The following is a 25,071-nucleotide window of genomic DNA, read 5'->3' as shown; positions in this document are numbered from 1 at the left end:
GGGCGGGCGTCCTGCGAGGTCAGTCCTTCGTGACCGCGGCGGCGAGCAGGTTCAGCGACTGCTCGAGATCCTCCTCGGGGATCATCGGGAAGCGGATCTGCTTGAGCAGCTCGGGATCGGTGACGTCGGACCAGCTGTAGGTCAGCGACACCTCGGTCGCGTCCGAGCCCTGCGGGGTGAGCTCGTAGAGCCACTCCCAGCCCTTCGGGCCCTCGGGGGCGCTGCCGTCCTCCCCCTCGGGAGCCGGCTTCCAGCCCACCATCTTGTTCTCGTCGTATGCGGTGACGAAGTTGTGGGTGCGGTAGTCGCCGCCCATGTGGTCGCCGTGCATGTTCATCACGAACTTCTCGCCCGCGGCGGTGATCCGCTCGGTGTCGTCGGAGGCGCGGACGAAGCCGGAGCCGTCGAACTCGTGGTGGCGCGCGGGGAGCGTCAGCACGCCGAAGATGTCCTTCGAGGGGGCGTCGATCGTGCGGGTGACGGTCAGATGGGTCTGCTCTGTGTTCATCCCTCCACCCTGCCGCGGAAGCTCCGCGATGTCACGCCGCGACGACCGGGCGGTCGAACTGCCTGCTCACCGCGGCGCAGGGACTCCCTGGGAGCAGCCGGGCACGGCGCGAGGGGCCGACGGACGGATCCCGTCGGCCCCTCGCGCCGTGCCGCGGGCGAGCTCAGGCGTGCTGCGCGGGGCGCACCGAGCGCTGCGCGGACTCCTCCTCCGGGCAGGCGGAGCCGAGCTCCGTCATGCCGTCGACGAGCCAGCGCACCATGTGGTCCGCGAAGGAGGCGCGGGGCAGGATCCGCCAGGTCTCCTCGCCGCTGCGCACGAGCACCACCGGGATGGTGCTCAGCAGCGTCGCCTCGGCCCGGCCGACGCCGAACACGCGCGGGTGCAGGTCCAGCGCGACGCTCTTCTCGAGCACCTCGCGGGCGCCGGGGCCCTCGAGCACCAGCACGGTGCGGTTGGCGGAGAGGTCCACTGCCTGGCCGGGGACCCCCTCCTCGAGCGCCTCCTGGTAGGGCGCCTCGACGCCGGGCTCCTGTCGGCGGGAGACGTCCACGGCGAGGAACTCGTCCGGCGAGAGGCGCAGGACGTGCAGGCCGTCCAGGTCGCCGGTCACCTCGCCGTGCGCCGTCGGCAGCGGCACGCCCAGCACGGACTCGAGCGCCGACGCGCCCTGCTCGCCGGGCACGGCCCGCAGGCCGATCTGCACGGCGAACTCGTGCTCGCGCAGGGTCACGGCGCGCGCCCCGGTGACGGCGGCTCCCTCCATCAGGTCGGTCAGATGGCGGGCGGGGGCGGCGCGCAGCGGCTCCAGGACGTCCATCGAGGTGGTCGGGGTGGTGCTGTCAGCCGTCACGGCGGGCTCCTTCGGGGTCGACGAGCACGGGAGAGGTGATGGTCAGGTCGATGATCCGGTCCCCCTGCGGGGAGCGGACCTTCTCGCCGATGCGGCCGAGGCCGCCGTCGACCAGGGCGAGCGCGAACGGCTGGTCGAGAGCCGCCGAGAGGTACGAGGAGGAGACCCAGCCGATCATCGGCACGGGCCCGTCCTCGGGCGTGATCGGGGTGTCGGCGTCGACGATCTGCGCGCCCTCCTCGAGGCGCGTGCTGCCGTCGTCGCTGAGCAGGCCGACGAGCTGGCGTCGGTCCTCGCGCACGGAGTCCGGGCGGTCCAGGGACCGCTTGCCCACGAAGTCCTTCTTCTTCGCGCCGATGATCCACGACATGTTCGCGTCCTGCGGGGTGATCGTGCCGTCGGTGTCCTGGCCGACGATGATCAGGCCCTTCTCGGCGCGCAGCACGTGCATGGTCTCGGTGCCGTAGACGACGATGCCGAACTCCTGGCCGGCCTCGTGCACGGCCTCCCACACGGTCCGCCCGTAGAAGGCCTCGACGTTGATCTCGAAGGCGAGCTCGCCGGAGAACGAGATCCGCGGGATCCGGGCCGGGATGCCGCTGGCCAGGACCGTGTCGCGGAACTCCATGAACCCGAACGCCTCCTGGGAGACGTCGAGGTCGGGGGCGACCTTCGCGATCACGTCGCGGGAGCGGGGACCGGCGACGGTGATCGTGGCCCACTGCTCGGTCACCGACGTCATGGACACGTCCAGCTCCGGCCACTCCGTCTGGTGCCACTCCTCGAGGTGGTCGAGCACGGCGGCGGCGCCCGAGGTCGTGGTGGTCATGAAGAAGTGGTCCTCGGCCACGCGCAGCGTGACGCCGTCGTCCATGATCATGCCGTCGGGCCCGCACATCACGCCGTAGCGGCCCTTGCCGACCGGCAGCTTGAGGAAGCCGTTGGTGTACATGCGGTTGAGGAACCGCGCCGCATCCGCGCCGCGGATCTCGATCTTGCCCAGGGTGGTGCCGTCCATCATGCCGACGGAGTCGCGCACGCCGGCGCACTCGCGCAGCACCGCCGCGTCCATGTCCTCCTCGCCCTGCGGGAAGTACCGCGGGCGCTTCCACTGGCCCACGTCCTCCCAGACGGCGCCGTGCTCGAGATGCCACTGGTGGATGGAGGTGATGCGGGCGGGGTCGAACATCTGCCCGCGGCGGCGTCCGGCGAGGGCGGCGAAGCTCACCGGGGCGTAGGGCGCCCGGTAGGTGGTGGTGCCGATCCCGCCGAGGTCCTCCTCCCCCAGCAGCACGCTCATCACGCCGATCGCGGCGACGCCGGAGGTCTTGCCCTGGTCGGCGCCGGTGCTGATCGAGGTATAGCGCTTGACGTGCTCGACGGCGCGCATGCCCGCGCCCAGCGCGCGCAGCACGTCGCGCACGGTCTGGTCGCGCTGCAGGTCCACGAAGTGCTCGCGCCAGCGCTCGGGGTCCTCGGTCGCCGCGGAGACGGGACCGCTGTCCGGGCTGGGCACGAGCCACAGCGGCCGGGCCGGTGCCACGGGGGCCGACGCCTCGGCCTGCGGAGCCTTCGCCGAGACCGGGTGTCCGGCGGCGGTCGCGGCGGCGGCACCGGCCTCAGCGCCCTGGGAGAGAGCGCCGGCGAGGTCGGCGGTGCCGAGCACGGAGCCGGCCAGGTGCTGGTCCTCGACCGAGGGGACGGCGACGAACGAGGTCAGCGCCTCGTCGTACTGGATCCGACCCTGGCGCTGGGAGTGCAGGTGCACGAGCGGGGAGAGCCCGCCGGAGACGGCGAGGAGGTCCGCGGCGACGGTCTCGACCTCACCGGCGATCTCGCCGTCGGCGCCCAGCGGCGCGATCTGCACCGCGGTGAGGCGGTCCCCGTCGCCGCCGCCGACGGTGTCCACGACGGACCAGCCGAAGCGGGCGTCGACGCCGGTCGCCTCGAGGACGGCCGCGGCGCGGGCGCTGGGCTCGGGCCGGGAGTCGAGCACGAGGGGCAGGCGCACGCCCGCGTCGTGCAGATCCGCGACGAGCTCCCAGGCGGAGTCGTTCGTGGTCAGCACCGCGACGTCCTCGCCCGCGGCGACGCCGAAGCGGTTGAGGTAGGTCTGCACGGCCGCGGCGAGCATGACGCCCGGGCGGTCGTTGTGCGCGAACACGACGGGGCGGTCCATCGCGCCGGGGGCGAGCACGACCTGCTTGGCGCGGATGTGCCAGACGCGCTGGCGGGAGACGCCGGGGCGGCCGCCGTCCGCGCCCTCCGCGGGGAGTCCGAGGTGGTCGGTGCGCTTCTGCAGGGCGGTGATGTAGTTCGAGTCGTAGCTGCCGAAGACGTTCGTGCGCTCGAGCACGGTGACGTCCTCGGTGCGGCGCAGCTCGGCGACGGTCGCGTCGACCCAGTCCATGGCGTCCTGGTCGTCGATCCGCAGGCCCCGAGAGGACAGCAGCGAGCCGCCGGCGAGGGGCTGCTCGTCCAGCAGCATGACGCGGGCGCCCGAGCGGGCCGCCTCACGGGCGGCGGCGAGCCCGGCGGGGCCGGCGCCGACGACGAGCACGTCGGTGTGGACGTGCTTGTGGTCGTAGTAGGCGCGGTCCTCGCGCGGGTCGAGCGTCCCGAGCCCGCTGAGCAGGCTCGCCTCGAGCCCGTCGACGGCCTCGACCGCGGTGGCCGGGAGCATCGACTCGTCGACCCCGTCCTCCCGTCGGTCGTGGACCGTGATCAGGGCGTTGGTCTCCTCGAGGCCGGCGGCCATGAGGCCGCGGGGACGGGCGAGGTAGATCGAGGGGGCCACGGCCAGGCGACCGGCGGCCAGCAGGGCGCTGGCGACGGTGTCGCCGGCGAGCGCGGGCAGCGTCTCGCCCTCGACCGTGAGGGTCAGGGGCCGCGCGGGGTCGACCCCGTGGGCGGGGCCGCGGCGGGGGGTCTGGTTCTCAGGCATGGTCGTCCTCGTTCCCGGTGCGAGCCTCGGGGGCAGGGGTGGAGCCGTCGGCGGCGCTGCCGGCGGCGGAGGGATCGGCGAGGGAGCCGTCGGTGCGTCCCTCGGTGGTGGTCATCGAGGCGAAGCGGTCCGGCTCGGCGGCGTCGGCCGGGACCTTCTCGGGGCCGGGCAGGTCGGGGCGCGGGGAGCCCATCGGGTAGATGCGCTCGAAGCGGTAGGTGCGGGTGTCGCGCAGGGCGTTGAACCACTTGCGGCAGCCGGCCGAGTGCTGCCAGCGCTCGGCGAGGATGCCCTTGGTGTTGGCGCGGTAGAAGAGGTAGCGGGACCACTCGCGGTCGTCGAGGGCCGAGGGGTCCTCGGGGTAGGGCACGTGGGCCTCGCCGCCGTAGTGGAACTCGACCTCGTTGCGGGGTCCGCAGTGGGGGCAGTCGATGAGGAGCATGGTGGCCTCCTGGGGTCGTGGCGCCGGGGCGCGGTCAGTGGGCGACGCCGGCGGCGCCGTGCTCGTCGATGAGGTGGCCCGTCTCGAAACGGTCGAGGGTGAAGGGCGTGTTGATCTCGTGCGGCTCGTCGTGCGCGATCGTGTGCGCGAGGGCGAAGCCGGCGCCGGGGGTGGCCTTGAAGCCGCCGGTGCCCCAGCCGCAGTTGACGTACAGCTGGTCCACCTCGGTCTTCGAGATGATCGGCGAGGCGTCGGCGGTGACGTCGACGATCCCGCCCCAGGTGCGCAGCACGCGGGCCCGGGAGAAGATCGGGAAGAGCTCCACGGCGGCGGCGAGCTGGTCCTCGACGACGTGGAAGGCACCGCGCTGGCCGTAGCCGTTGTACTGGTCCACGCCCGCGCCCATCACGAGCTCCCCCTTGTGGGCCTGGGAGACGTAGACGTGCACGTGGTTGCTCATCACGACGGCGGGATGGACGGGCTCGAACAGCTCGCTGACCAGGGCCTGGAGGGGGCGGGACTGGACGGGGAGGCGCACGCCGGCGGTCTCGGAGACCTCGGTGGAGTGCCCGGCCGCGGCGAGCGCGACCTTCCCGGCGTTGATCCGGCCGCGGGTCGTCTCGACGCCGACGGCGCGGCCGTTCTCGACGATCACGCCTGTGACCTCGCAGTTCTGGATGATGTGCACGCCCATCTCGTCCGCCTTGCGGGCGAGCGCCCAGGCGACGTGGTCGTGCTTGGCGATGCCGGCGCGGGGCTGGTAGGTGCCACCGAGGACGGGGTAGCGGATGTCCTCGGAGATGTTGAGGATCGGCACGACCTCCTTGACCTGCTTCGGGTCGAGCCACTCGGCGTCCACGCCGTTGAGCTTGTTGGCGTTGACGCGGCGCACGGAGCCGCGCACGTCGCCGAGGGTGTGGTCGAGGTTGAGCACGCCGCGCTGGCTGAACAGGAAGTCGTACTCGAGCTCCTCGGGCAGCTGCTCCCACAGCTTCAGCGAGGCCTCGTAGATCATCGCCGACTCGTCCCACAGGTAGTTCGAGCGGATGATCGTGGTGTTGCGGGCCATGTTGCCGCCGGCCAGCCAGCCGCGCTCGAGCACGGCGACGTTCGTGATGCCGTGGCGGGAGGCCAGGTAGTAGGCGGCCGCGAGGCCGTGGCCGCCGCCGCCGACGATCACGACGTCGTAGCCGGACCTCGGCTCGGGCGAGTGCCACAGGAAATCGGGATGCTCGGGAAGAAGGTCGGCCATGGAGGGTTCCTTCGCAGAGGGGGACGGGGCGCGCCGTCGCCGGCGGTGAGCCGGACGGAGCGTGTGTCGACCAGTCGACTGTGACTGATATATCACTGGTCGCTCACTGTAGGGTGGGACACATCCGGTGTCAATACCGGCCGCCCCGACGCTCAGGAGCAGAGATGACCACGCCCCTCGGCACCTCCCCCGCCTCGCTCGCCGAGCAGGCATACCTGGCCCTGCGCGACCGGCTGATCATGCTCGAGATCGCCCCGGGCGAGCCGCTCCAGGAGGGCCGGATCGCCGAGGGGCTCGGCGTGGGCCGCACTCCGGTGCGTGAGGCGATCAAGCACCTCGAGCTCGACCATCTCGTGGTCACCTATCCCCGCCGCGGCACCTTCGCCACCACGGTCGACATCACGGCGCTGGCGGCGATCACCCAGGTGCGCGCGGCGCTCGAGCCGGTCGCGGTCCGCGCCGCGTCCGCGAACCAGGATCCCTCGGCCCGAGCCGCCCTCGAGGAGTCGCTGCGCTCACTCGACTCGCTCGAGGCCGAGCCCGAGGCCGCGGACCCGCGCCATGCCCTGCAGGTCGACGTCGGCGTGCACCGCGCGATCTACCGCGCCTGCGGGAACGTCTATCTCGCCGAGACGCTGCTGCGCCTGGACAACCTCTCCACCCGCATCTGGTGCGTGGCGATGCACCGCCTGCCGGGCCTGACCTCGCACGTCACCGAGCTGCGGGAGATGCTCGACGCGATGCTCGCGGGTGACGACGACCGCGCCGCCGAGCTCGTCGCGCAGCACGTCGCGGAGTTCGAGTCCTCCATCCGCACGGTGCTCTGAAACCAGCATCCGGCCCGGCGTGCAACGAGACGGTCACGGGCCACCGATCTCCTTGACGTGACCCAGCCCACAGGACATGCTGGCAACTCAGTTGTACTGAACGCAACGCACGAGTTCGCCGGCGCGCACCTCCTCCCGCGTCGCCCCCGAGCGAGCCGACGGCCCCTCCCGACGGCGGGAGGAAGACAGGAGCCCCGATGTCCAGCACCCCCTCCCATGCGACCGCGGCCGCGGCGACGCGGCTCGAGCGCGGCCAGGTCAGGCTGACGCTCAGCACCGTCGGCCTGGGCACCTTCATCGAGTGGTTCGAGTACGCCAGCTACGCCTATCTCGCCACCACCATCGCCCAGGTGTTCTTCCCGAGTACCGACCCCGGCATCGCGCTGATGCAGACCTTCGGCGTCTTCGCGCTCTCGTTCCTGGTCCGACCGATCGGCGGGCTGTTCTGGGGCCACTTCGGCGACAGGATCGGCCCGAAGCGCACGCTCACCCTCACGATCGTGGGCATGGGGCTGGCGACCTTCGCCATCGGCGTGCTGCCCGGCTACGCCACGATCGGGCTCGCTGCCCCGATCCTGCTGCTCGCGGCCCGGATGCTGCAGAGCTTCTGCGCCGCGGGCGAGTACTCGGGCGCGGCGGTGCTGCTGGCCGAGCACGCCCCGGCGCACAAGCGCGCCCGCTGGGTCTCGACCGTCCCGATCGCGACGTCGGCCGGCTTCCTCGGTGCGTCGGTGATGGCCTCGCTGCTGAACGGCCTGCTGCCCGAGGAGGCCGTGCAGGAGTGGGGCTGGAGGATCCCGTTCCTCGCCGCGGCGGTGCTCACGATCGTGGTGCGCTGGATCCGCCGCAAGGTCTCCGACTCGCCGGTGCGCGAGCAGATGGAGCAGGAGGAGGCGGTCGCGACCGCTCCGCTGCTCGAGCTGATCAAGGGCCACTGGCCCTCGATGCTGCGGATGCTCTTCATCATGGCCGTGAACGCGAGCGGCTACTACCTGGTGCTCACCTACATGGCCACCTACATCGAGGTCGAGCTGGGGCTGACGGCCTTCCAGTCCAGCCTGATCCTCTCGCTCGCGCTGGTGCTCTACCTGCCGCTGATCTTCGTGGGCGCCTGGCTCTCGGACACCTTCGGCAGGCGTCGACTGCTGCTGATCAACGCGATCGGGTTCATCCTGCTGAGCTACCCGGCCTTCGTGCTGCTGGGGCAGTCCGGCTTCCTCGGCGTGCTGCTGATCCAGATCTCGCTGGTGGCGCTGTTCAGCCTCAACGACTCGACCTTCGCCGTCTATTTCGTCGAGGCGGTGCCGCCGCAGGTGCGCCTCTCCGGCTTCGCGATCCCCTTCAACTTCGGCAACGCGATCTTCGGCGGCACCGCGCCGTTCATCGCGACCTGGCTGATCTCGGTCACGGACAACTCGTACTCGCCGGCCTTCCTCATCATGGGGCTCTCGCTGCTCGGGCTGGTCGCGCTGATCCTCCAGGGCGACTCGTACGATCCGAAGGCCGCCCGGGAACAGGCCGCCCGCGAGGAGCAGGAGCAGCTCGCCGCCCCCTGAGCGCCCGACGCGTCGCGTGGGCGCCTCACAGGTGCCGCGCGGCGCGCCGTGCCCCAGAACCCCCTTGACTGTGACCGCCGCCACGTGAATGATTGGGCAACCGCGTTGTGACCAACGCAACAGTGCAGGGGAATCAGTCCCGCGGACCGTCGAGCGATCGAGAACGATCGTCGTAGGCCCGGCCGCACCGACCATCCCGAGGGGTGTCCCATGACGACCACAGAGACGAACCATTCCGGCGCCGAGGACCCGTCCTCGCCCCCTGAGCCCGAGAACCGCGAAGGTGCGGCGGAGACGCCCGAGGGCGCCTCCCGCGCCGATGAGCGCACGGTCGACCTCCCCCGCTTCCGCGGATTCCAGATCCCGGCGCTGGATCGCACGATCATCATGGTGCTGCCGCCGCTGCTGATCGTCGGCGTCGTCATCGCGGTGATCCTCGCACCCGACGCCTCCGCGAACCTCATCTCGAACCTGCGCTCCTTCGTCACCGGCGGGTTCACCTGGTGGTTCGTGCTCTACTCGCTGATCGCCGTGGCGGTCTGCGTGTGGCTGTGCATCAGCCCGCTGGGCCGCATCCGCCTGGGCGGCCCGAAGGCCCGGCCGGCCCACGGCAACTTCGCCTGGTACTCGATGCTCTTCGCCTGCGGGCAGGGCGTGGGCCTGATCTTCTGGTCCCTCGCCGAGCCGATGATGCTGCGCGACGGCGCCCCGGTGGCCTCGGACATGGGCAATGCCGGCCAGTCCGGCATCATCTGGACCTACTTCCACTGGGGTCCCACCGCCTGGGCGATGTACTGCGCGGTCGCGATCTGCCTGGCCTACTCGCACCACAACCTCGGCAAGACCCTCACCTTCCGCGAGGCGACCGTCGACATCCTCCCCTCGGCCATGCGCCGCCCCGCCGGCGTGGTCATCGAGCTGCTCGCGATCATCGCGACCGTGCTGGGACTGGCGACCTCGTTCGGCTTCGCGGCGATGCAGTTCTCCTCGGGCCTGAACGCCTTCACCGGGGTCGCCTCCGGCCCCCTGGTCTGGATGATCGTGATCGTCGTGCTCGGCGCGCTCACCGCCGTCTCCGCCTTCATGGGTGTGAACAAGGGCATGAAGCGGATCAGCGAGCTGAACTCCGTGCTCAGCATCGTGCTGGTGGTCGGCGTGTTCGTCTTCGGGCCGACGATCTTCATCCTCTCGAACATGTTCCAGACCTTCGGCGGCTTCTTCGCCTCCTTCCCGGCCATGAGCTTCTGGACCGAGGCCGAGACCGCCGGCAGCGGAGCCCCCTGGGACGAGCTCTGGAACGGCCCGTGGACCGTGTTCATCTGGTGCTGGGTGATCGCGTTCTCACCCTTCGTCGCAGGCTTCATCGCCCGGATCTCCCGCGGCCGCACGCTCCGCGAGTTCGTGCTCGGCGTGACGATCGTGCCCTCGCTGATCGTGATGGTGTGGACCGCGGTCATCGCCTCGGCCGGCATCCGCTACGACGACCAGAACGGCCTGGTGATCTCCGAGGCAGTGAACGAGGACCTCTCGGTGGCGCTGTTCCGGATGCTGGAGATGGTGCCGGGCATCGGCATCCTCCTCATCATCATGGCGACCGTGCTGGTCGCGACCTACTACGTGACCAGCCTCGACTCCGGCACCTACGCGCTGGCGGAGTTCGTCTCGGCCCCCAAAAAGTCCGGCCCTGCCTTCCGCGTGGTGCTCGTGATCTCGATCGCGACCGTCGCGGCGGTGCTGCTGTCCCTCGGCGGCGCGGCCGTGGTGGACACCGTCCAGACCGGCACGATCATCGGCGCCTTCCCGTTCTCCTTCGTGATCATCCTGATGATCGTGAACCTGATCCGGCGACTGCGCCGCCGCAACGCCGCGGTCGTGCGGACCGAGCGCGAGATCAACGACCCCGAGCCCCGCCCCGAGGACGAGTTCGTCGACGAGGACGGGATCCCCGACCCCAAGCGCGGCGTCGGCGAGGGCACCTTCGTGCCCCCGCAGACGATCCGCCGGCACGACGACCGAAGGGATGACTACCGATGACAGAGCCCACCACGCCCGACCTCCCGTCGGCCGACGGGCCCGCCCGCACCGTGCGTCTGGCGACGATGACCGCCCGGGAGTACGAGGAGTGGGTGGGCGGCGGGAGCGCCGTCGCGATCCTGCCCACCGGGGCGTTCGAGCAGCACGGCCCGCACCTGCCGCTGGGGACCGACGCGATCCTCTCCACGGCGGTCGCGACCGCCGTCGCCGAGCAGACCGGGGCGAAGGTGCTCGAGCCGTTCACGCTCGGGTACAAGTCCCAGCAGCGTTCGGGCGGAGGGAACCACCTGCCCGGCACGCTCAGCCTCGACGCCGATGCGCTCATCGCCCAGGCGCGCCAGCTGATCCGGGCCCTGCTCGCCCAGGGCGTGCGGCACGTGGTGGTGCTCAACGGCCACTACGAGAACACTCAGTTCCTCTACGAGGGCGCGGACCTGGCGCTGCGCGACCTGGGCCTGGCCCCGGGCGCGGAGCAGTCGGTGGTGCTGCTGTCCTACTGGGACTACGTCTCCGCGCCGACTCTCGAGGTCGTCTACCCGGGCGGGTTCCCCGGCTGGGACGTGGAGCACGGCGGGGTGCTGGAGACCGCGCTGCTGCTGCACCTGCGGCCGGAGCTGGTGCACATGGACCGCGCGGTGAGCCATCCGCCCGCCGCGCCGTACCGCTTCGACCGCCTGCCGGTCGTGCCCGAGCGGACGCCGGAGACCGGCTGCCTCTCGGCGCCCGACGGCGCGAGCGCCGAGAAGGGCGAGCTGCTGTTCACGCAGACCGTTGCGGACCTCGCGGCGGAGCTGCGCACCGAGCTCGGACTCTGACCTCGACGAGCCTCGCCCCGCGTCCGCCTCGGGCGAGGGGCGGGGCTCGTCGTCCGCCGGGCGGCCCCGCCGGCCCCGCCTGCATCGCCGATCCCACCTCCGCCCGCCCCACCATCACGGGTCAGCAACTTCCTCCCCGAACCGCTTGACGTGACGCCCCTCACGCGCAACACTGACGCAACAGGGTTGCACTCAAGGCAACCACCAAGGCCACGTACCGTGCCGTGCCCCGCCGAAGGAGACAATCATGACCGCGACCACCGCAACCTCCGTCAACGACCTCGAGCGCCTCAAGGTCCTCCACAACGGCGAGAAGCAGCAGCTGACCTTCTCCGACGCCGAGTTCGAGCGCCGCCTCAGCGGCCTGCGCAGGATCATGGCCGAGAAGAACCTCGACGCCGTGATCCTCACCAGCTACCAGGGCATCAAGTACTACTCGGACTTCCTGTTCACGTACTTCGGCCGCTCCTACGGCATGGTCGTCACCGCCGACGACACCTGCACCATCACCGCGAACATCGACGCGGGCATGCCCTGGCGCACCAGCTACGGCGAGAACATCGTCTACACCGACTGGAACCGCGACAACTTCTACTACGCGCTCCAGCAGGCCCTGGCCCAGCGCGGGATCACCGACCCGAGGCGCCTGGGCATCGAGGACGACACCGTCACGCTGCAGATCCTCCGCCGCCTCCAGGACGCCTTCCCCGGCGCCGGGCTGGTCGACGTCTCCCAGGACGCGATGCGCCAGCGGATGATCAAGTCCGCCGAGGAGATCGCGGTGATCAAGGAGAGCGCGCGGATCGGCGACATCGGCGGCGAGGCGATCAAGAACGCCGTCCACGCCGGTGTGCAGGAGTTCGAGGTGGCGCTGGCCGGCACCGAGGCCATGACCCGCGAGATCGCGAAGACCTTCCCGCACCGCGAGGTGCGGGACACCTGGGTGTGGTTCCAGTCCGGCATCAACACCGACGGCGCCCACAACTGGGCCACCACCCGGAAGGTGCAGGAGCACGACATCCTGTCGCTGAACGCCTTCCCGATGCCCACCGGCTACTACACCGCCCTCGAGCGCACGCTGTTCTTCGGTGAGCCCGACGAGGAGTCGCTGCGCCTGTGGAACATCAACGTCGAGGTGCACCGCGCCGGCATCGAGCTGATCAAGCCCGGCACCGTGTGCAAGGACATCGCCCATGAGCTGAACAAGATCTACATCGGCCACGGCCTGCTGCCGAACCGCACCTTCGGCTACGGCCACTCCTTCGGCGTCCTCTCGCACTACTACGGCCGCGAGGCCGGCCTGGAGCTGCGCGAGGACATCGACACCGTGCTCGAGCCGGGCATGGTCGTCTCGATGGAGCCGATGATCACCGTGCCCGAGGGCCAGCCCGGCGCGGGCGGCTACCGCGAGCACGACATCCTCGTGGTCGGCGAGGACGGCGCCGAGAACATCACGAAGTTCCCCTTCGGCCCGGAGCACAACATCATCCCGGCCTGATCAGGCACAGGGGACGCCGGCCGGCATCACCGCACCCGCGGACGATGCCGGCCGGCGTCCTCGTCCCCGCCGCACCCGCCCGTGCTGCCCCGCCCCGACCCGACCAGAGCGGCATGATCGGTCATGGTCGATCACGGGCGCTGGGCGTGCCACTACGCCTATATAGGCGTACTGGTACGCCCTGAGCCGCCTCACGACCATCTTCACCGCCTGCCGGCCCGATCCCCGACCCCAGGAGCCCCGCATGAGCAGCCCGGAGACACCGCAGCACCGGCCCGCGGCCCCCGACCAGTCGGACGACCCCGTCGAGCGGGCCGGCGTGCACGAGTTCGCGCACACCCTGCACGAGGGCGCCGGTGACCTCCGCATCCGCCATCACTTCGCCGGCAGCTCGCAGCTGCCCGTCGCGCTGCAGACCTGGACCCTCGCCCCGGGCGCCTACGAGGGCATGCACGCCCATGACGAGCCGTCGCTCGAGGAGATCTACCTGGTCCTCTCCGGGCGGGCCCGCATCCGCCAGGACGGCGAGACGTATCTGCTGGGCCCCGGGGACGCGCTGCGCGCCCCGGCCGGCATCGAGCACGACCTGGCCTGCGAGGGCGACGAGCCGCTGCAGGTGCTCGTGGCATGGGGGCCGACGGGGCACTTCGACATGAGCGGCTTCGGCTCGTACCGCAAGGCCCTCGCCGCACGCGACGCCGAATCGGCCTCCCGCGACGAGCCCTCCACCGACACGGTCTCCCGCGGCGAGGCCCCTGGGGACGACGGCGCCGATAGGATTCGAGGATGACCAGCACCAACGAGCAGGAGCGCTCCGAGAGCGGCCGCGGCGCCTCCGTCATCGTGAACGTCCTGCGGATCATCCGCTGCTTCACCGTGGAGCATCCGCAGCAGGGCGTCACCGAGATCGCGGAGCAGGTCGGCCTGCACAAGTCGAGCGTCTCGCGGATCCTGGCGACCCTCGAGCAGGAGCGGGTGGTCGAGCGCGACGAGGCCTCCCGCCGCTACCGGCTGGGCCTGGGCCTGATCGCCGTGGCCGGGCCGCTGCTGGCGGAGCTCGACGTGCGCCGGGTCGCGCTCGAGGACCTGCGGGAGCTCGCCGAGCGCACCGGGGAGACCTCCGCGCTCGCGGTCTGGAACGGCGCGGCGTCGGTGACGGTGGAGCAGGTCCCGAGCCGCCATCAGATCAAGCACACCTCAGTGCTCGGAAGCCACTACCGCACGGCGCTGAGCTCGACCGTGCAGGTGCTCCTCGCAGCCCTCGAGCCCGCCGTAGCGGAGGCCCTGGTCGTTGCCGGCACGATCCGTCTCGAGGAGGGGTGGGAGACCGGCGACTACATGGAGCGGCTCGCCCGCGTGCGGGAGCAGGGGTACGCGCTCAACGACCGCGAGACCTCCGAGGACGAGGTCTCCCTCTCCGCGCCGGTGCGTGACCACCGCGGGGAGGTCGTCGGCGCGGTGCTGCTCGCGGCGCCGTTCTACCGCGGCGGGGCCGAGCAGCTCCCCGAGCTCGCCGCCCGGACCCGTGCCGCCGCCGACGCGATCTCCCGCCGGCTCGGCGCGGTGAGCCCGGGCTGAGGAGCCCCTCCCCCGCTCACAGCGGGTCGGCGACCGCCTCCTCGAGGCCGAGCGGCGCCCGCCCCAGGACCTCCTGGACGTGCCCGGAGACGAGATCGAGCTCGCCGTCGCGGATCGCGGTGTAGGTGCTGATCCACGCCTCGACCTGCCAGTCCGGTGCGCCGTAGGGGGCACGGGAGGCGCGGGCCTCGGCCATCGACTCGTCGACGTACTCGTACTCCTCCCCCGTCGCGCGCGTCATCAGCAGCGCCGCCTCGGCGAGGCTGACCGCGACAGGGCCGGTCAGGTCCAGCGCCCGCCCGGCGTAGGGGGCGGGGTCGCGTAAGATCCGGGCGGCGACCTCGGCCACGTCGCGGCGGGCGATGAAGGCACAGCGTCCCGTGCCGCCCGGGCCCCGGATCACCCGGTCGTCGCCGGCGAAGTCGAGCAGCACGTCGGCGTAGAAGCTGTCGCGCAGGAACGTCCAGGCCATCCCCGAGCCGCGCAGCATCTCTTCGGTCGCGCCATGGTCGCGGGCGAGGGTGAAGCCCGCGTCATCGGACGCGCCGAGGAAGGACGTGTAGACCACGTGCCGGACCCCGGCACGGGCGGCGGCGTCGATCGCGGTCCGGTGCTGGTCGAGCCGGTCCTCGGCCTCGCCGGCGGAGACCAGCAGCAGCGCGTCGGCCCCGTCGAAGGCGGCGGCGCAGGCGTCCGCGTCGCCGAACCCGGCCTGCGCCTGCTCGACGCCCTCGAGCGCGGGGAGGCGCTTGAGGCTCCGGCCGACCAGGCGCAGCGTGACCCCGGGCGCCCCGTGGAGCAGGCGGGCGACCTCGCCGCCCACCTTGCCGCTCGCCCCGGTGACCACGATGCGCATCAGAGCAGGCCCTTCTCCGTCAGCCAGCCGGTGGCGATGTCGGCGCTGGAGGCCTGGTCCACGACGCTCTGCCGGTTCAGCTCGACGAGGTCGTCGGCGCTGAGCTCGGCGATCACGCTCTCGATCGCCTCGGCCGCCTGCTCGTCGATCTTCTCGGAGACGACGGGGACCACGTTCTGCGGCAGGATCATCGACTCCGGGTCCTCGAGCACCACCAGGTCGTTCTCGGCGATGGAGGGATCGGCGCTGTAGATGTCGGCGAGCTGGACGTCCCCGTCCAGGAGGGCCTGGACGGTCAGCGGACCGCCGGAGTCCTCCACGGGCACCACCGCGATGTCGACGTCGTACACGGCCTTCGCGCCCTCGGGGCCGTAGGGCCGCGTCTCGAACTCGCTGTTCGCGGCGATCTTCAGGTCCTCCTCGACGCCGGCGAGGTCGCCGATCGCGCTGAGGGAGTGCGTGGAGGCGAAATCGGAGGTGGTGGTGTACGAGTCCTGGTCGGAGGCCTCGGCGAAGGAGAGCACGCGCAGCCCCTCCGGCAGGGCCTCCTCGAGGGAGGAGCGGATCTCCTCGGGGCTCGCGGAGCCCGCGTCGGACTCGTAGTGCTGCAGGAGGTTGCCGAGGTACTCGGGCAGCAGGTCCAGTGACCCGGCCTCGAGCTCGGGCATGTACACCTCGCGCTGGCCGATCTGGTACTGGCGGTCGACGGTGAAGCCCGCCTTCTCGAGCACCTGCGCGAACAGCTCGGCGATGATCTCGTTGGAGTAGTAGGCCTGGGAGCCGATGGCGAGCGTGCCCGCGGGGGCCTCGCCGCCGCCGTCGGAGCCGGCGGCGCCGGAGCCGCCGTCCTCCTCGAAGGGGTCGGAGCTGCCGCAGGCCGCGGCGCCGAGAGCGAGCCCGCCAGCGCCGAGGGCGCCCAGCAGGTGACGACGGGTGCTGTGGATGCTCATGAGGGTTCTCCTGGGAGGTGAGGTCGGACGGAGCGTGCGGCGGGGAGGGAACGGTCGGGACTCATGCGGCGGCCGTCCCGCGCGGTGCGGTCGCGCGCTGGAGCAGCAGCAGGGCCAGGTCGAGCACGAGGGCGAGCACGATGACCAGCAGTGACCCGGCGATCATCTGCGGATAGTCCTGGGAGCCGAGGCCCTGGAAGATGTACCGGCCCAGGCCGCCGCTGCCCACATAGGCGGCGAGCATGGCGGTGGCGACGACCTGCACGGTCGCGCCGCGTACCCCTCCCACCAGCAGCGGCATCCCCAGCGGGAGCTCGACCCGGGTGAGGATCTGCCATTCGGTCATGCCCTGGGCGCGGGCGGCGTCGACTGTCGCTGGGTCTGCGGACTCGACGGCGGAGTAGGCCCCGGCGAGCAGCGATGGGATCGCCAGGATCACGAAGGAGAGCAGCGGCGCGGTGAGCCCGATCCCCACCAGCAGCGCGAACAGGGTCACCAGGCCCAGGGTGGGCAGTGCGCGGGCCGCGCCCGCGGCGCCGACGGCGAGGCCCTTGAACCGGCCGGTGTGGCCGACGTACAGCCCGACGGGCACGGCGATCAGCGCCGCGACCAGCACGCCGAGCGCGGTGTAGCCGAGGTGCTCGGCGGTGCGCAGGGGGATCCCGGACGGCCCGGTCCAGCGCACCGGGTCGGAGAGCCATTCGAGGGCGCCGGCGAAGGGGTTCTCGTTCACGGCCTGCCCTCCTTCCGCCCGCGGTGCCAGGGCATGAGCGCCCGGCCCAGCAGCACCAGCAGCGCATCGGTGAGCAGCGCGAGGGCGGCGGTCGCGACGACGCCGGCGGCGATCTCGGCGACGATCCCTCGCCGCACCCCGTCCACGAACAGCATCCCCAGGCTCGGCACGCCGAGCACACCGCCGACGGTGACCAGCGAGATCGTGCTGACCGCGACGACCCGCACCCCGCCCAGCAGCACCGGTCCGGCCAGCGGCAGCTCAACCTGCCAGAAGCGGGCGACGGGGGCGAAGCCCTGCGCGGTCGCGGAGCCGAGCACATCGCGGGAGACGGAGCGGAAGCCGTCGGAGGCGGTGGGGACCATGAGCGCGAGGCCGTAGAGGGTCAGGGCGACGACGATATTCAGCGGACTGCGCACGCCGGTGCCGATCAGGCCCGGCAGCAGCACGAACAGCGGCAGGGACGGGATCGCGTACATCAGCCCGGAGGTGGTGGTCACGCCGGTGCGCAGCCAGCCGCGGGAGTTCGCGAGCTTCGCCAGCGGCAGGGAGAGCGCGAAGGCGAGCAGGATCGGCGGCAGCGCCTGGACCAGGTGCGCGCCGGCGTATCCCGCGATCACGTCGAGGTTGTCGAGGACCCAGCTCACCGGGGCCGCTCCTGCCCGCGCTCGCCCTCGCGGCCCCCGTCGGCCGCGGGGGCGCCGGCGAGCACCCCGGCGGCGCGCCCGTCCGCGTCGACGACGACGTCGCGGCCGTCGACATGCTCGACGTGCAGGGTGCGGGCGCCGCGGTCGGCGCCGACGAAGCTGGCCACGAAGTCGTCGGCCGGGTCGGCGAGGATCTCCTGCGGGGTGCCGACCTGGGCGATCCGGCCGCCGGGGCGGAGGATCACGACGCGGTCGCCGATGCGGAAGGCTTCGTCGATGTCGTGGGTGACGAAGACGATCGTCTTGCGCAGATCGCGCTGGAGGCGCTGCAGCTCGCTCTGCAGCTCCTCGCGCACGATCGGGTCGACGGCGCCGAAGGGCTCGTCCATGAGCAGGATGTTCGGGTCGGCAGCGAGGCCGCGGGCGACGCCGACGCGCTGCTGCTGGCCGCCGGAGAGCTGTGCGGGATAGCGGGAGGCGAGCTCCGGGTCCAGGCCCACGGTGTCCATGAGCTCGCGGGCCCGCTCGCGCGCCTCGCCCTTCGCGGTGCCGCGCAGCACGGGGACGGTGGTGATGTTGTCCAGCACGGTGCGGTGGGGCAGCAGGCCCGAGGCCTGCATGACGTAGCCGATGGAGCGGCGCAGTCGCACCGGGTCCATCGCGGCGACGTCCTCGCCGTCGATGGTGACCCGCCCGGAGGTGGGGTCGACCATGCGGTTGATCATCCGCATCAGGGTGGTCTTGCCGGAGCCGGAGGTGCCCACGAGCGCGACCGCCTCGTGGGACGCGATCTCGAGGGTGAAGTCCTCGACCGCGAGCGTGCCGCCCGGATACTCCTTGCGGACGTTCTCGAAACCGATCACGAGGCCTCCCAGGGCGGTCGGGCCGACGAGCTGTCACTGCCGGAGGGACCAACCCTATCGAGTGGCCCGACGCGCGGGGCCGCGCCAGGCCGTTCGGTCCGCCGCGTTCACCGACCCAGCGGCGGATGCTCCTCGACGCGGAGGCTGCCGCGGTGCACGGTCAGCGCCGCCCCCTGTGCGAAGGTCGCGAAGCCCGCCTGCGGGTAGCCGGTCGAGGAGACGAGCACCCGGTCGTGGTCGGCGCGCCAGCGCAGGTCGTACACCTCCGCCGGCTGATCGGCCGGGGCCTGGGGCGGGTCGTGCTGGGCGAAGGCGACGAGCGTGCCGGGCGTGGTGAGCAGGCAGTTCAGCGACTCGGGCGGGCGGCCGAAGAGCTCCATCGTCAGCGCGGTGAGCTCGGCGGCCGCGTGCTGGATCGCGAGCGCCCAGTCCGTCTGCCCCTCCCGCGGCGGGAGCTCGCCCGCCCTGGCGGTGACCAGCGAGAGGAACAGCTCGGAGTCGGTGGTGCCGAGCGGGGCGCGGCCGCCGCGAGCGAGGATCCGCTCGCGCAGCTCGTCGGAGAGGTCGAACTGACCGTTGTGGCTGAAGGTCATCTCCCCCTCGACGAAGGGGTGGGTGTTCTCGGGGGTCAGCGCGAGGCCCACGCTCGCCCGACGCAGGTGCACCACGATCGCCTCGCCGCGCGCCTCCGCGACCGCCTCCCCGTAGTCGTTCGAGGCGAGAGCGGTGTCGGTGCCGCGGCGCAGCAGCGGGAGCATCGGGGCGGGGTCGTCGCCCCCGTCGGCCCCCGTGCCCGCGGGATACGAGGCCACGCCCCAGCCGTCCTTGTGCCGCTCGGAGAGCGCCGTGAACAGCGGCAGCTCGCCGGGGACCACCTCGGGCAGCGGGAGCGCGCCGCGGGAGACGACGCCGAGCAGACGGCACATGGGAGAAGCCTTCCTGGAGGGGGCGAGGGCGGGGCGGCCGATGGGACAGCGGTCGCGCCGGTCGCCCTACGGGACGGATCGAGGGAGGGGACGAGCCGGTGCGGCCGAAGCCCGCCCCGCCGCGCTCAGCCCGCGGCGGCGCGGGCCTTCATCCGCGCGTCCAGCGCGAGCGCGATCCGGGTGAGCAGGAAGTTGATGACGATGTAGATCACCGAGACCACCAGGTACGTCTGCACCAGGTAGCGGGTGATCGACACGAGCGTCTTGCCCTGGAACTGCAGCTCGTTGTAGCTGACCACGTAGCCGAGGGTCGAGTCCTTCAGCAGCGTGACCAGGGCGAGGATGAGGCTCGGCAGCACCAGGCGCACCGCCTGCGGCAGGATCACCGAGGCCATCGCATCGCGCCGCGAGAGCCCGATCGCAGCGGCCGCCTCGTGCTGGCCGCGGTCCACGGCGTTGATCCCGGCGCGGAACACCTCGGCCGTGGTGGCGGAGGAGACCAGGATCATCGGGATCACCAGCATCCAGAACCGCGGGAAGGTCACACCGAAGGCGGGCAGGGCCAGCAGGAACGCGTAGACCACCAGCAGCATCGGGATGCCGCGGTAGAACTCGATCCACACCGCCGCGAGCGTGCTCAGCACCCGGAAGCGGGACAGGCGCGCCAGCGCCAGCAGCAGGCCGAGCGGGAAGGCGACCACGGCGGCGAGCGCCGTGACCTTGAGGGTTCCCCACAGGCCCTGGCCGAGGAAGGCGAGGTAGTCCACCCGCAGGTATACGATCCACTTGCCCGGGTCGAGCTGGCCGTTGGACCGGAACTGCCACAGCGCCCCCGCGAGCAGCGCGAGGATCGCGACCACGCTGAGGACCGACAGCAGCAGGATGCGCCGACGGCCCTTCGGACCGGGCGCGTCGAAGAGGACCTGGGTGGCGGTTGAGCTCATGCCTGGGCTCCTGCCGTCACGTCGAGCGCCTTGCTCGCGCGCGAGCGGTCGCGACCGCCCGGGGAGACGGCCCGCTCGATCGCCCCGCCGAGAGCGGCGCCGCCGAGGGACAGCACGAGATAGACGGCGCCGGCGATGAGGAACATCAGCACCGCCTGGGCGTAGCGGATGTTCAGCGTCTGCGTCACCCAGGTGACCTCCTGCACCGCGATCGCCGAGCACAGCGCCGAGCCGATCACGGTGCCGATGAACACGTTGACCAGCGGCTGCACCATCGAGCGGAACGCCTGCGGCAGCACCACGTGGCGCAGCGTGCCGAAGAAGCCGAGCCCGATCGAGCGGGCCGCCTCCGCATGGCCGACGGGCACCGTGTTGATGCCCGAGCGCACGTTCTCGCACACGAACGCGGCCGAGGACAGCGTCAGCCCCAGCACGCCGCACCAGAAGTACGGCAGGCGCAGCCCGACGTCCGGCAGGCCGAAGGAGATGAGGATCAGCAGGCTCAGCAGCGGGATGTTGCGGAAGATCTCGACGTACACGGTCGCCGCCCAGCGCAGCGGCGGGATCGGGCTGACCCGCGCCACCGCCATCACGGTGCCGACGACGAGCGCGAACACGTAGCCGAGCACCGTCAGGGCGACGGTCGTCCCGATGCCCTGCAGCAGCAGCGGGATGTTCTCGCGGATGGCGTCCATCAGGGGCCTCTCGGTGCGATCGGGGAAGGGAACAAGGACGGCCGACGGGACGACGCCCGGTCTGCGGGCCGACGCCCGGCCGACGGGCCGGCGGCCCGTCCGTCGGCCGGGCGGCTCAGCCCGTCAGGAGGGCAGCTCGCCGGGGACGGGCGGCTCGGGGGCCTCGGTGTCCATGACCTCGCCGATCGTGGCGGTCCACAGCTTCTCCCAGGCGCCGGAGTCGATGATCTCCTGCAGGAAGGCGTTGACGAATTCGACCGCGCCCTCGGCGTCCTTGGACAGGCCGACGCCGTAGGGGTCGTCCACGAAGGGCTCGCCGACGACGGTGACCTCGGGGTCCGCGGCGGAGTTGCCGAGCAGGACGCCCTGGTCGAGCACGTAGGCGTCGGCCCGGCCCTGCTTGAGCGCGGCGACGCAGGACTCGTTGTCCGGGAGGGTCTGGACATCGCCGGGATCGGTCACGAACTCCTCGATCGCCTGGATGCCGGTGGAGTTCGCCTGGGTGACCAGGTTCTTGCCGGTGAGGTCCTCGGGCCCGGAGATCGACTCCGCGTCCTCGGTGCGCACCTGGATGGCGGTGCCGGAGAGGTAGTACGGGCCGGCGAAGTCGATGACCTCGAGACGCTCGGGGGTGATCGAGTAGGTCGCGATCACACAGTCCACGGTCCCGTTCTGGACGAGGGTCTCGCGGGTCTCGACGGTGGTGTCGATGTACTCGACCTTCTCCTCGCCGCCCTCGCCGAGGATGTACTTGGCCAGCAGCTGGGTGATGCCGGCATCGAAGCCGGTGGGCTGCCCGCCGGTGGTCGAGGCGAGGGAGAAGACCTGGTTGGCGACGGTGCCGCCGCGGATCAGCTGGCCCTTCTCCTTGATCGCGGCGGCCCAGGCACTGCCGGCGACGGCGTCTTCGGCAGCGACGGGGCCGGAGGCGATCACGTCGGCGAAGGCCGAGCCCTCGCCGCCGCCGTCGGAGCCGCCGTCCGCGCCGCCGCCGAGGTCGGGGCCGTCACCGGTGTCGGAAGCGCAGGCGGCCAGGCCCACCAGGGGCAGGGCGGCCGCCGCGGCGACGACGGCCCGGCGGCGGGGGCGGAAGCTCGTGGGGTTCATGGGTCTCTCCGGTTTCTGCGTGCGCTCCGGGCGGAGCGGGGGTCGGGGTGTGCGAGGGGCGGCGGCGCGAGCGTCGGGCTGCGCCGGGGTCAGTGCGCGAGGATCTTGGACAGGAAGGCCTTGGCGCGGTCGCTGCGCGGGGCGGTGAAGAACTGCTCGGGCTCGCCCTCCTCGACGATCTCGCCGGCGTCCATGTAGACCACGCGGTCGCAGACGTGGCGGGCGAAGCCCATCTCGTGGGTGACCACGAGCATCGTCATCCCGGCCTTCGCGAGCTCGGCCATGACGTCCAGGACCTCGTTGATCACCTCGGGGTCCAGGGCCGAGGTCGGCTCGTCGAAGAGGAGCGCCTTGGGCTTCATCGCCAGCGCCCGGGCGATCGCCACGCGCTGCTGCTGGCCTCCGGACAGCGCCGTGGGCAGGGAGTTCGCCTTGTCGGCGAGGCCTACGCGCTCCAGCAGCTCCATCGCCTGCTGGTCCGCCTCTGCCTTCGGCACTCCGCGCACCTTGCGCGGGCCGAGGGTCACGTTGTCGATCGCCTTGAGGTGCGGGAAGAGGTTGAAGCTCTGGAACACCATGCCGACGTCGGCGCGCAGGCGGGTGAGCTCCCTGCCCTCCTCGGGCAGCCGCTCCCCGTCGATGGTGATCTCCCCGGCGGTGATCGTCTCGAGCCGGTTCAGGCAGCGGCACAGGGTCGACTTCCCGGAGCCGGAGGCGCCGATCAGGGCGACGACCTCGCCGCGGTGGATGTCGAGGTCGATGCCCTTCAGCGCCTGGAAGTCGCCGAACAGCTTGTCGACGCCGCGCACGGAGATCAGGGGCTCGCCGGTGCGGGGCGCGCCCTCGGGGCGGGTCGGGTCCTGCCCCGCGACGTCGGAGTCGGGCGGCGTGGTGCGCTCGTTCATGCTCCGAGAATGCTGCCCCCGGCGACATCTGTCCACATGAGGGGGGCGCTGATCGGATGTCGGGATGTATTCGTGACCGTGGCCGGGGGCGGTAAGCCGCGCTCCCCCGCCCTGCTCAGTCGTCCGCCGGCCGGTTGCCCCGCTCCTGTCTCCGGCCCAGCCACCCCGTCTGCACCACCCGGCACCGGCTTCCCGCACGCGCTCTGCCTGACCGCCCTGTCGGTCGCCGGCGGCGGCTTCCCGCCCCGCGGCTACCGGCCCCTCCCCGACAGGCGTCCGGCCCTCACCCGTTGAGGCGGCCGCCGGAATACCGGTCGAAACCTGCCAGTCGATGGCCGACGGGCCGGCCCCGGGAGGCCGCGCGGCCCGGCGTCGCCGACCCCGGGCCGCCCCGGGACCCGTCAGCCCTGGTACTTGCCCTGGTAGACGGAGTCGAAGGGGGTGTGGCCCTTCTGGCGGTTCTCGATGGAGCTGGTGACCACGGCCTTCGCGGTCCGGGCGGCCTCGAGCGGGGTGGCGCCCTTGGCGAGCTCGGCGGTGACGGCGGCGGCGAGGGTGCAGCCGGCGCCGTTGACGCGCTCCTGGCCGATCTTGGGGCTGCGCAGCTCGACGGTCTGCTCGCCGTCGTAGAACACGTCCACCGCGTCCTCGCCCTCGAGCACGACCCCGCCCTTGGCCAGCACGATCACGTCGAAGGCCTCGTGGATGCGCTTCGCGGCCTCGGCCAGCTCCTCGACCGTCTCGATGCTCTCCATGCCGGAGAGCGCCAGGGTCTCGAAGTGGTTGGGGGTGACGAAGGTGGCCAGCGGCAGGATCTGCGCCTTGAGCGCGTCGTCGGTGTCCTGGGCGAAGCCGCCCTCGTTGCCCTTGCAGATCAGCACCGGGTCGAGCACGACGTTGGTGAAGGACCGCTCGGCGAGCGCGCCGGCTACGGTCTCGATCGTGGCGGGGGTGCCGAGCATGCCGATCTTCGTGGTGTCGATGTCGTGCACCGCGGTGCTCGCCTCGATCTGATCGAGGATCAGCTGCGGCTCCAGCGGCACGAAGCGGTGGCTCCAGTCGTTCTTGGGGTCGAAGGAGACGATGCAGGTCAGCGCCGCAGCGCCGAAGGTGCCCAGCTGGTGGAAGGTCTTGATGTCCGCCTGGGCGCCGGCACCTCCGGAGGCCTCGGAGCCGGCGATGGTCAGGGCGACGTGAGTCATGGGGGCCTTTCTCGGAGTGTGTGCGTCGGTGTCGCCGAGGCGGTCTGCGGCGCGGGGGCCGACGAGCTCCGCCTCGTGACGGGTGCCGTCCGGGGACGGGCGCCGTCGGGCGACGTGACCGCGCGCTCCCAGGGCCGGCGCACCTCTCGGGGGCGCCTCCCGTCGCAGCGGTCGGTGCCGCGCGCTCCCAGGGCCGGGCGCTACGTACGGCGCCGCCGACCCGTCGCTGCGGCAGGTCCACGATGGTACCGGGTCCGGTACAGTGCCGGGCGTGCTGTCGCCGGACGAGACGACGGGGCGCAGCGCTCCGTCCACCACGCTCCGCGGCACCCCCCTGTCCGAGGGCGGCACGGCCCCCGCGAGCGCAGCGCACGAGGCCGGACCGTCGGCCGACGGCGGCCCGGCCCAGGGCACGACCTCCGATCCGTCGGCCGGCTCCCGACACTCCCTCCGCGACCGGGCGGGCGCGCTGGTGGACGAACACCTCCGCTCGACCCTGAAGTTCCTGGTCGTCGGCGGGCTGGTGTTCCTGCTGGACGCCGCGATGTACAACCTGCTGGTGTTCTGGCATCCCACGCAGGGCTGGGGCGAGGGCATCATGCACGGAAGCCCGCTCACGGCGAAGGTGCTCACGATCGCGGTCGCCTCGTGCCTGACCTATCTGGGCAACCGGCTGTGGACCTTCGGGGACCGGCCCCGCCCGGACACGACCCGCTCGATCATGCTGTTCATCCTGGTCAACGTGATCGCGACGGGGCTGCAGCTCGCCTGCCTGGCGTTCTCGCGGTACGTGCTGGGACTGGACTCCCCGCTCGCGGACAACATCTCCGGCACCTTCGTCGGCCAGATCGTCTCGACCTCGTTCCGCTATGTCACCTACGGGCGGCTGGTCTTCCCCCGCCGTTGAGCATCGGGCCGCTCGTCACCCCGGCGATC

The 25,071-nt window shown here is 71.9% G+C and carries 24 protein-coding genes; 8 read left to right on the top strand and 16 right to left on the bottom strand.

Features of this window, described 5'->3' with window-relative positions; genetic code table 11:
- Window positions 1-19: 19 nt before the first annotated feature.
- From DEU31_RS01530 to DEU31_RS01510, 5 genes are all read right to left on the bottom strand, one after another.
- Entirely contained in the window at window positions 20-508 is a 489-nt protein-coding gene (locus DEU31_RS01530) for an SRPBCC family protein (RefSeq protein ID WP_010549208.1), read from the bottom strand.
- A gap of 163 nt (window positions 509-671) precedes the next feature.
- On the bottom strand, window positions 672-1,361 hold the full coding sequence (locus DEU31_RS01525) for a sarcosine oxidase subunit gamma family protein (RefSeq protein WP_010549207.1): 690 nt from the start codon (window positions 1,359-1,361) through the stop codon (window positions 672-674).
- Window positions 1,351-4,305: an FAD-dependent oxidoreductase gene (locus DEU31_RS01520; RefSeq protein ID WP_133675245.1), complete on the bottom strand. Its 2,955-nt coding sequence runs from the start codon at window positions 4,303-4,305 to the stop codon at window positions 1,351-1,353. The genes DEU31_RS01525 and DEU31_RS01520 overlap by 11 nt, the downstream gene beginning before the upstream one ends.
- Window positions 4,298-4,747, bottom strand: a complete 450-nt coding sequence (locus DEU31_RS01515) for a sarcosine oxidase subunit delta (protein ID WP_070499889.1) — start codon at window positions 4,745-4,747, stop codon at window positions 4,298-4,300. The genes DEU31_RS01520 and DEU31_RS01515 overlap by 8 nt, the downstream gene beginning before the upstream one ends.
- Window positions 4,748-4,781: 34 nt before the next feature.
- A complete protein-coding gene (locus DEU31_RS01510) occupies window positions 4,782-5,999 on the bottom strand; it encodes a sarcosine oxidase subunit beta family protein (RefSeq protein ID WP_133675243.1) in 1,218 nt (405 codons plus the stop codon).
- A gap of 164 nt (window positions 6,000-6,163) precedes the next feature.
- On the opposite strand from DEU31_RS01510, the gene DEU31_RS01505 reads away from it, so the two are divergent.
- The 7 genes from DEU31_RS01505 (at window position 6,164) to DEU31_RS01475 (ending at window position 14,307) form a co-directional block, all read left to right on the top strand.
- A complete protein-coding gene (locus tag DEU31_RS01505) occupies window positions 6,164-6,826 on the top strand; it encodes a GntR family transcriptional regulator (RefSeq protein ID WP_010549203.1) in 663 nt (220 codons plus the stop codon).
- Between the two features lie 197 nt (window positions 6,827-7,023).
- Window positions 7,024-8,382 (top strand): MFS transporter, encoded by a 1,359-nt coding sequence (locus DEU31_RS01500; RefSeq protein WP_010549202.1) that lies wholly within the window; start codon window positions 7,024-7,026, stop codon window positions 8,380-8,382.
- A gap of 210 nt (window positions 8,383-8,592) precedes the next feature.
- Window positions 8,593-10,416, top strand: coding sequence for a BCCT family transporter (locus DEU31_RS01495; RefSeq protein ID WP_133675241.1), 1,824 nt, complete (start codon window positions 8,593-8,595; stop codon window positions 10,414-10,416).
- The gene (locus tag DEU31_RS01490; protein WP_010549200.1) at window positions 10,413-11,231 is read left to right on the top strand and encodes a creatininase; all 819 of its coding nucleotides are present in this window, start codon (window positions 10,413-10,415) and stop codon (window positions 11,229-11,231) included. The genes DEU31_RS01495 and DEU31_RS01490 overlap by 4 nt, the downstream gene beginning before the upstream one ends.
- Window positions 11,232-11,478: 247 nt before the next feature.
- Window positions 11,479-12,729, top strand: coding sequence for an aminopeptidase P family protein (locus DEU31_RS01485; RefSeq protein WP_133675239.1), 1,251 nt, complete (start codon window positions 11,479-11,481; stop codon window positions 12,727-12,729).
- Between the two features lie 244 nt (window positions 12,730-12,973).
- A complete protein-coding gene (locus tag DEU31_RS01480) occupies window positions 12,974-13,519 on the top strand; it encodes a cupin domain-containing protein (RefSeq protein ID WP_133675237.1) in 546 nt (181 codons plus the stop codon).
- Entirely contained in the window at window positions 13,516-14,307 is a 792-nt protein-coding gene (locus DEU31_RS01475; RefSeq protein ID WP_133675235.1) for an IclR family transcriptional regulator, read from the top strand. The genes DEU31_RS01480 and DEU31_RS01475 overlap by 4 nt, the downstream gene beginning before the upstream one ends.
- Window positions 14,308-14,323: 16 nt before the next feature.
- On the opposite strand, the gene DEU31_RS01470 is transcribed toward DEU31_RS01475, so the two are convergent.
- From DEU31_RS01470 to DEU31_RS01420, 11 genes are all read right to left on the bottom strand, one after another.
- Window positions 14,324-15,163: an SDR family oxidoreductase gene (locus DEU31_RS01470; protein ID WP_133675233.1), complete on the bottom strand. Its 840-nt coding sequence runs from the start codon at window positions 15,161-15,163 to the stop codon at window positions 14,324-14,326.
- Window positions 15,163-16,113, bottom strand: a complete 951-nt coding sequence (locus tag DEU31_RS01465) for an ABC transporter substrate-binding protein (RefSeq protein WP_133675231.1) — start codon at window positions 16,111-16,113, stop codon at window positions 15,163-15,165. Before DEU31_RS01465 ends, DEU31_RS01470 begins: the two co-directional genes overlap by 1 nt.
- A gap of 61 nt (window positions 16,114-16,174) precedes the next feature.
- Complete coding sequence (locus DEU31_RS01460) at window positions 16,175-16,846, bottom strand: ABC transporter permease (RefSeq protein ID WP_010549194.1); 672 nt, start codon at window positions 16,844-16,846, stop codon at window positions 16,175-16,177.
- Complete coding sequence (locus tag DEU31_RS01455; RefSeq protein WP_010549193.1) at window positions 16,843-17,493, bottom strand: ABC transporter permease subunit; 651 nt, start codon at window positions 17,491-17,493, stop codon at window positions 16,843-16,845. Before DEU31_RS01455 ends, DEU31_RS01460 begins: the two co-directional genes overlap by 4 nt.
- On the bottom strand, window positions 17,490-18,356 hold the full coding sequence (locus DEU31_RS01450; protein ID WP_010549192.1) for an ATP-binding cassette domain-containing protein: 867 nt from the start codon (window positions 18,354-18,356) through the stop codon (window positions 17,490-17,492). The genes DEU31_RS01455 and DEU31_RS01450 overlap by 4 nt, the downstream gene beginning before the upstream one ends.
- Before the next feature lie 107 nt (window positions 18,357-18,463).
- Window positions 18,464-19,282, bottom strand: a complete 819-nt coding sequence (locus DEU31_RS01445) for a class II glutamine amidotransferase (protein WP_133675229.1) — start codon at window positions 19,280-19,282, stop codon at window positions 18,464-18,466.
- A 125-nt stretch (window positions 19,283-19,407) separates the two neighbouring features.
- Window positions 19,408-20,226 (bottom strand): amino acid ABC transporter permease, encoded by an 819-nt coding sequence (locus DEU31_RS01440; RefSeq protein ID WP_010549190.1) that lies wholly within the window; start codon window positions 20,224-20,226, stop codon window positions 19,408-19,410.
- A complete protein-coding gene (locus DEU31_RS01435; RefSeq protein WP_010549189.1) occupies window positions 20,223-20,921 on the bottom strand; it encodes an amino acid ABC transporter permease in 699 nt (232 codons plus the stop codon). The genes DEU31_RS01440 and DEU31_RS01435 overlap by 4 nt, the downstream gene beginning before the upstream one ends.
- 123 nt (window positions 20,922-21,044) lie before the next feature.
- Window positions 21,045-22,028, bottom strand: a complete 984-nt coding sequence (locus tag DEU31_RS01430) for a glutamate ABC transporter substrate-binding protein (RefSeq protein WP_133675227.1) — start codon at window positions 22,026-22,028, stop codon at window positions 21,045-21,047.
- Window positions 22,029-22,117: 89 nt separating this feature from the next.
- Window positions 22,118-22,933, bottom strand: a complete 816-nt coding sequence (locus DEU31_RS01425; RefSeq protein ID WP_279535624.1) for an amino acid ABC transporter ATP-binding protein — start codon at window positions 22,931-22,933, stop codon at window positions 22,118-22,120.
- A 401-nt stretch (window positions 22,934-23,334) separates the two neighbouring features.
- The gene (locus DEU31_RS01420; RefSeq protein ID WP_133675225.1) at window positions 23,335-24,135 is read right to left on the bottom strand and encodes a hydroxymethylpyrimidine/phosphomethylpyrimidine kinase; all 801 of its coding nucleotides are present in this window, start codon (window positions 24,133-24,135) and stop codon (window positions 23,335-23,337) included.
- 271 nt (window positions 24,136-24,406) lie between these two features.
- Here DEU31_RS01420 and DEU31_RS01415 point away from each other — a divergent pair, with 271 nt between their 5' ends.
- Window positions 24,407-25,042: a GtrA family protein gene (locus DEU31_RS01415; protein WP_243733664.1), complete on the top strand. Its 636-nt coding sequence runs from the start codon at window positions 24,407-24,409 to the stop codon at window positions 25,040-25,042.
- Window positions 25,043-25,071: the final 29 nt, after the last annotated feature.

It is taken from the genome of Brachybacterium sp. AG952 (genome assembly GCF_004362645.1).
GTDB classification, from domain to species: domain Bacteria; phylum Actinomycetota; class Actinomycetes; order Actinomycetales; family Dermabacteraceae; genus Brachybacterium; species Brachybacterium conglomeratum.
This window is presented reverse-complemented; position numbering and strand designations above follow the sequence as displayed.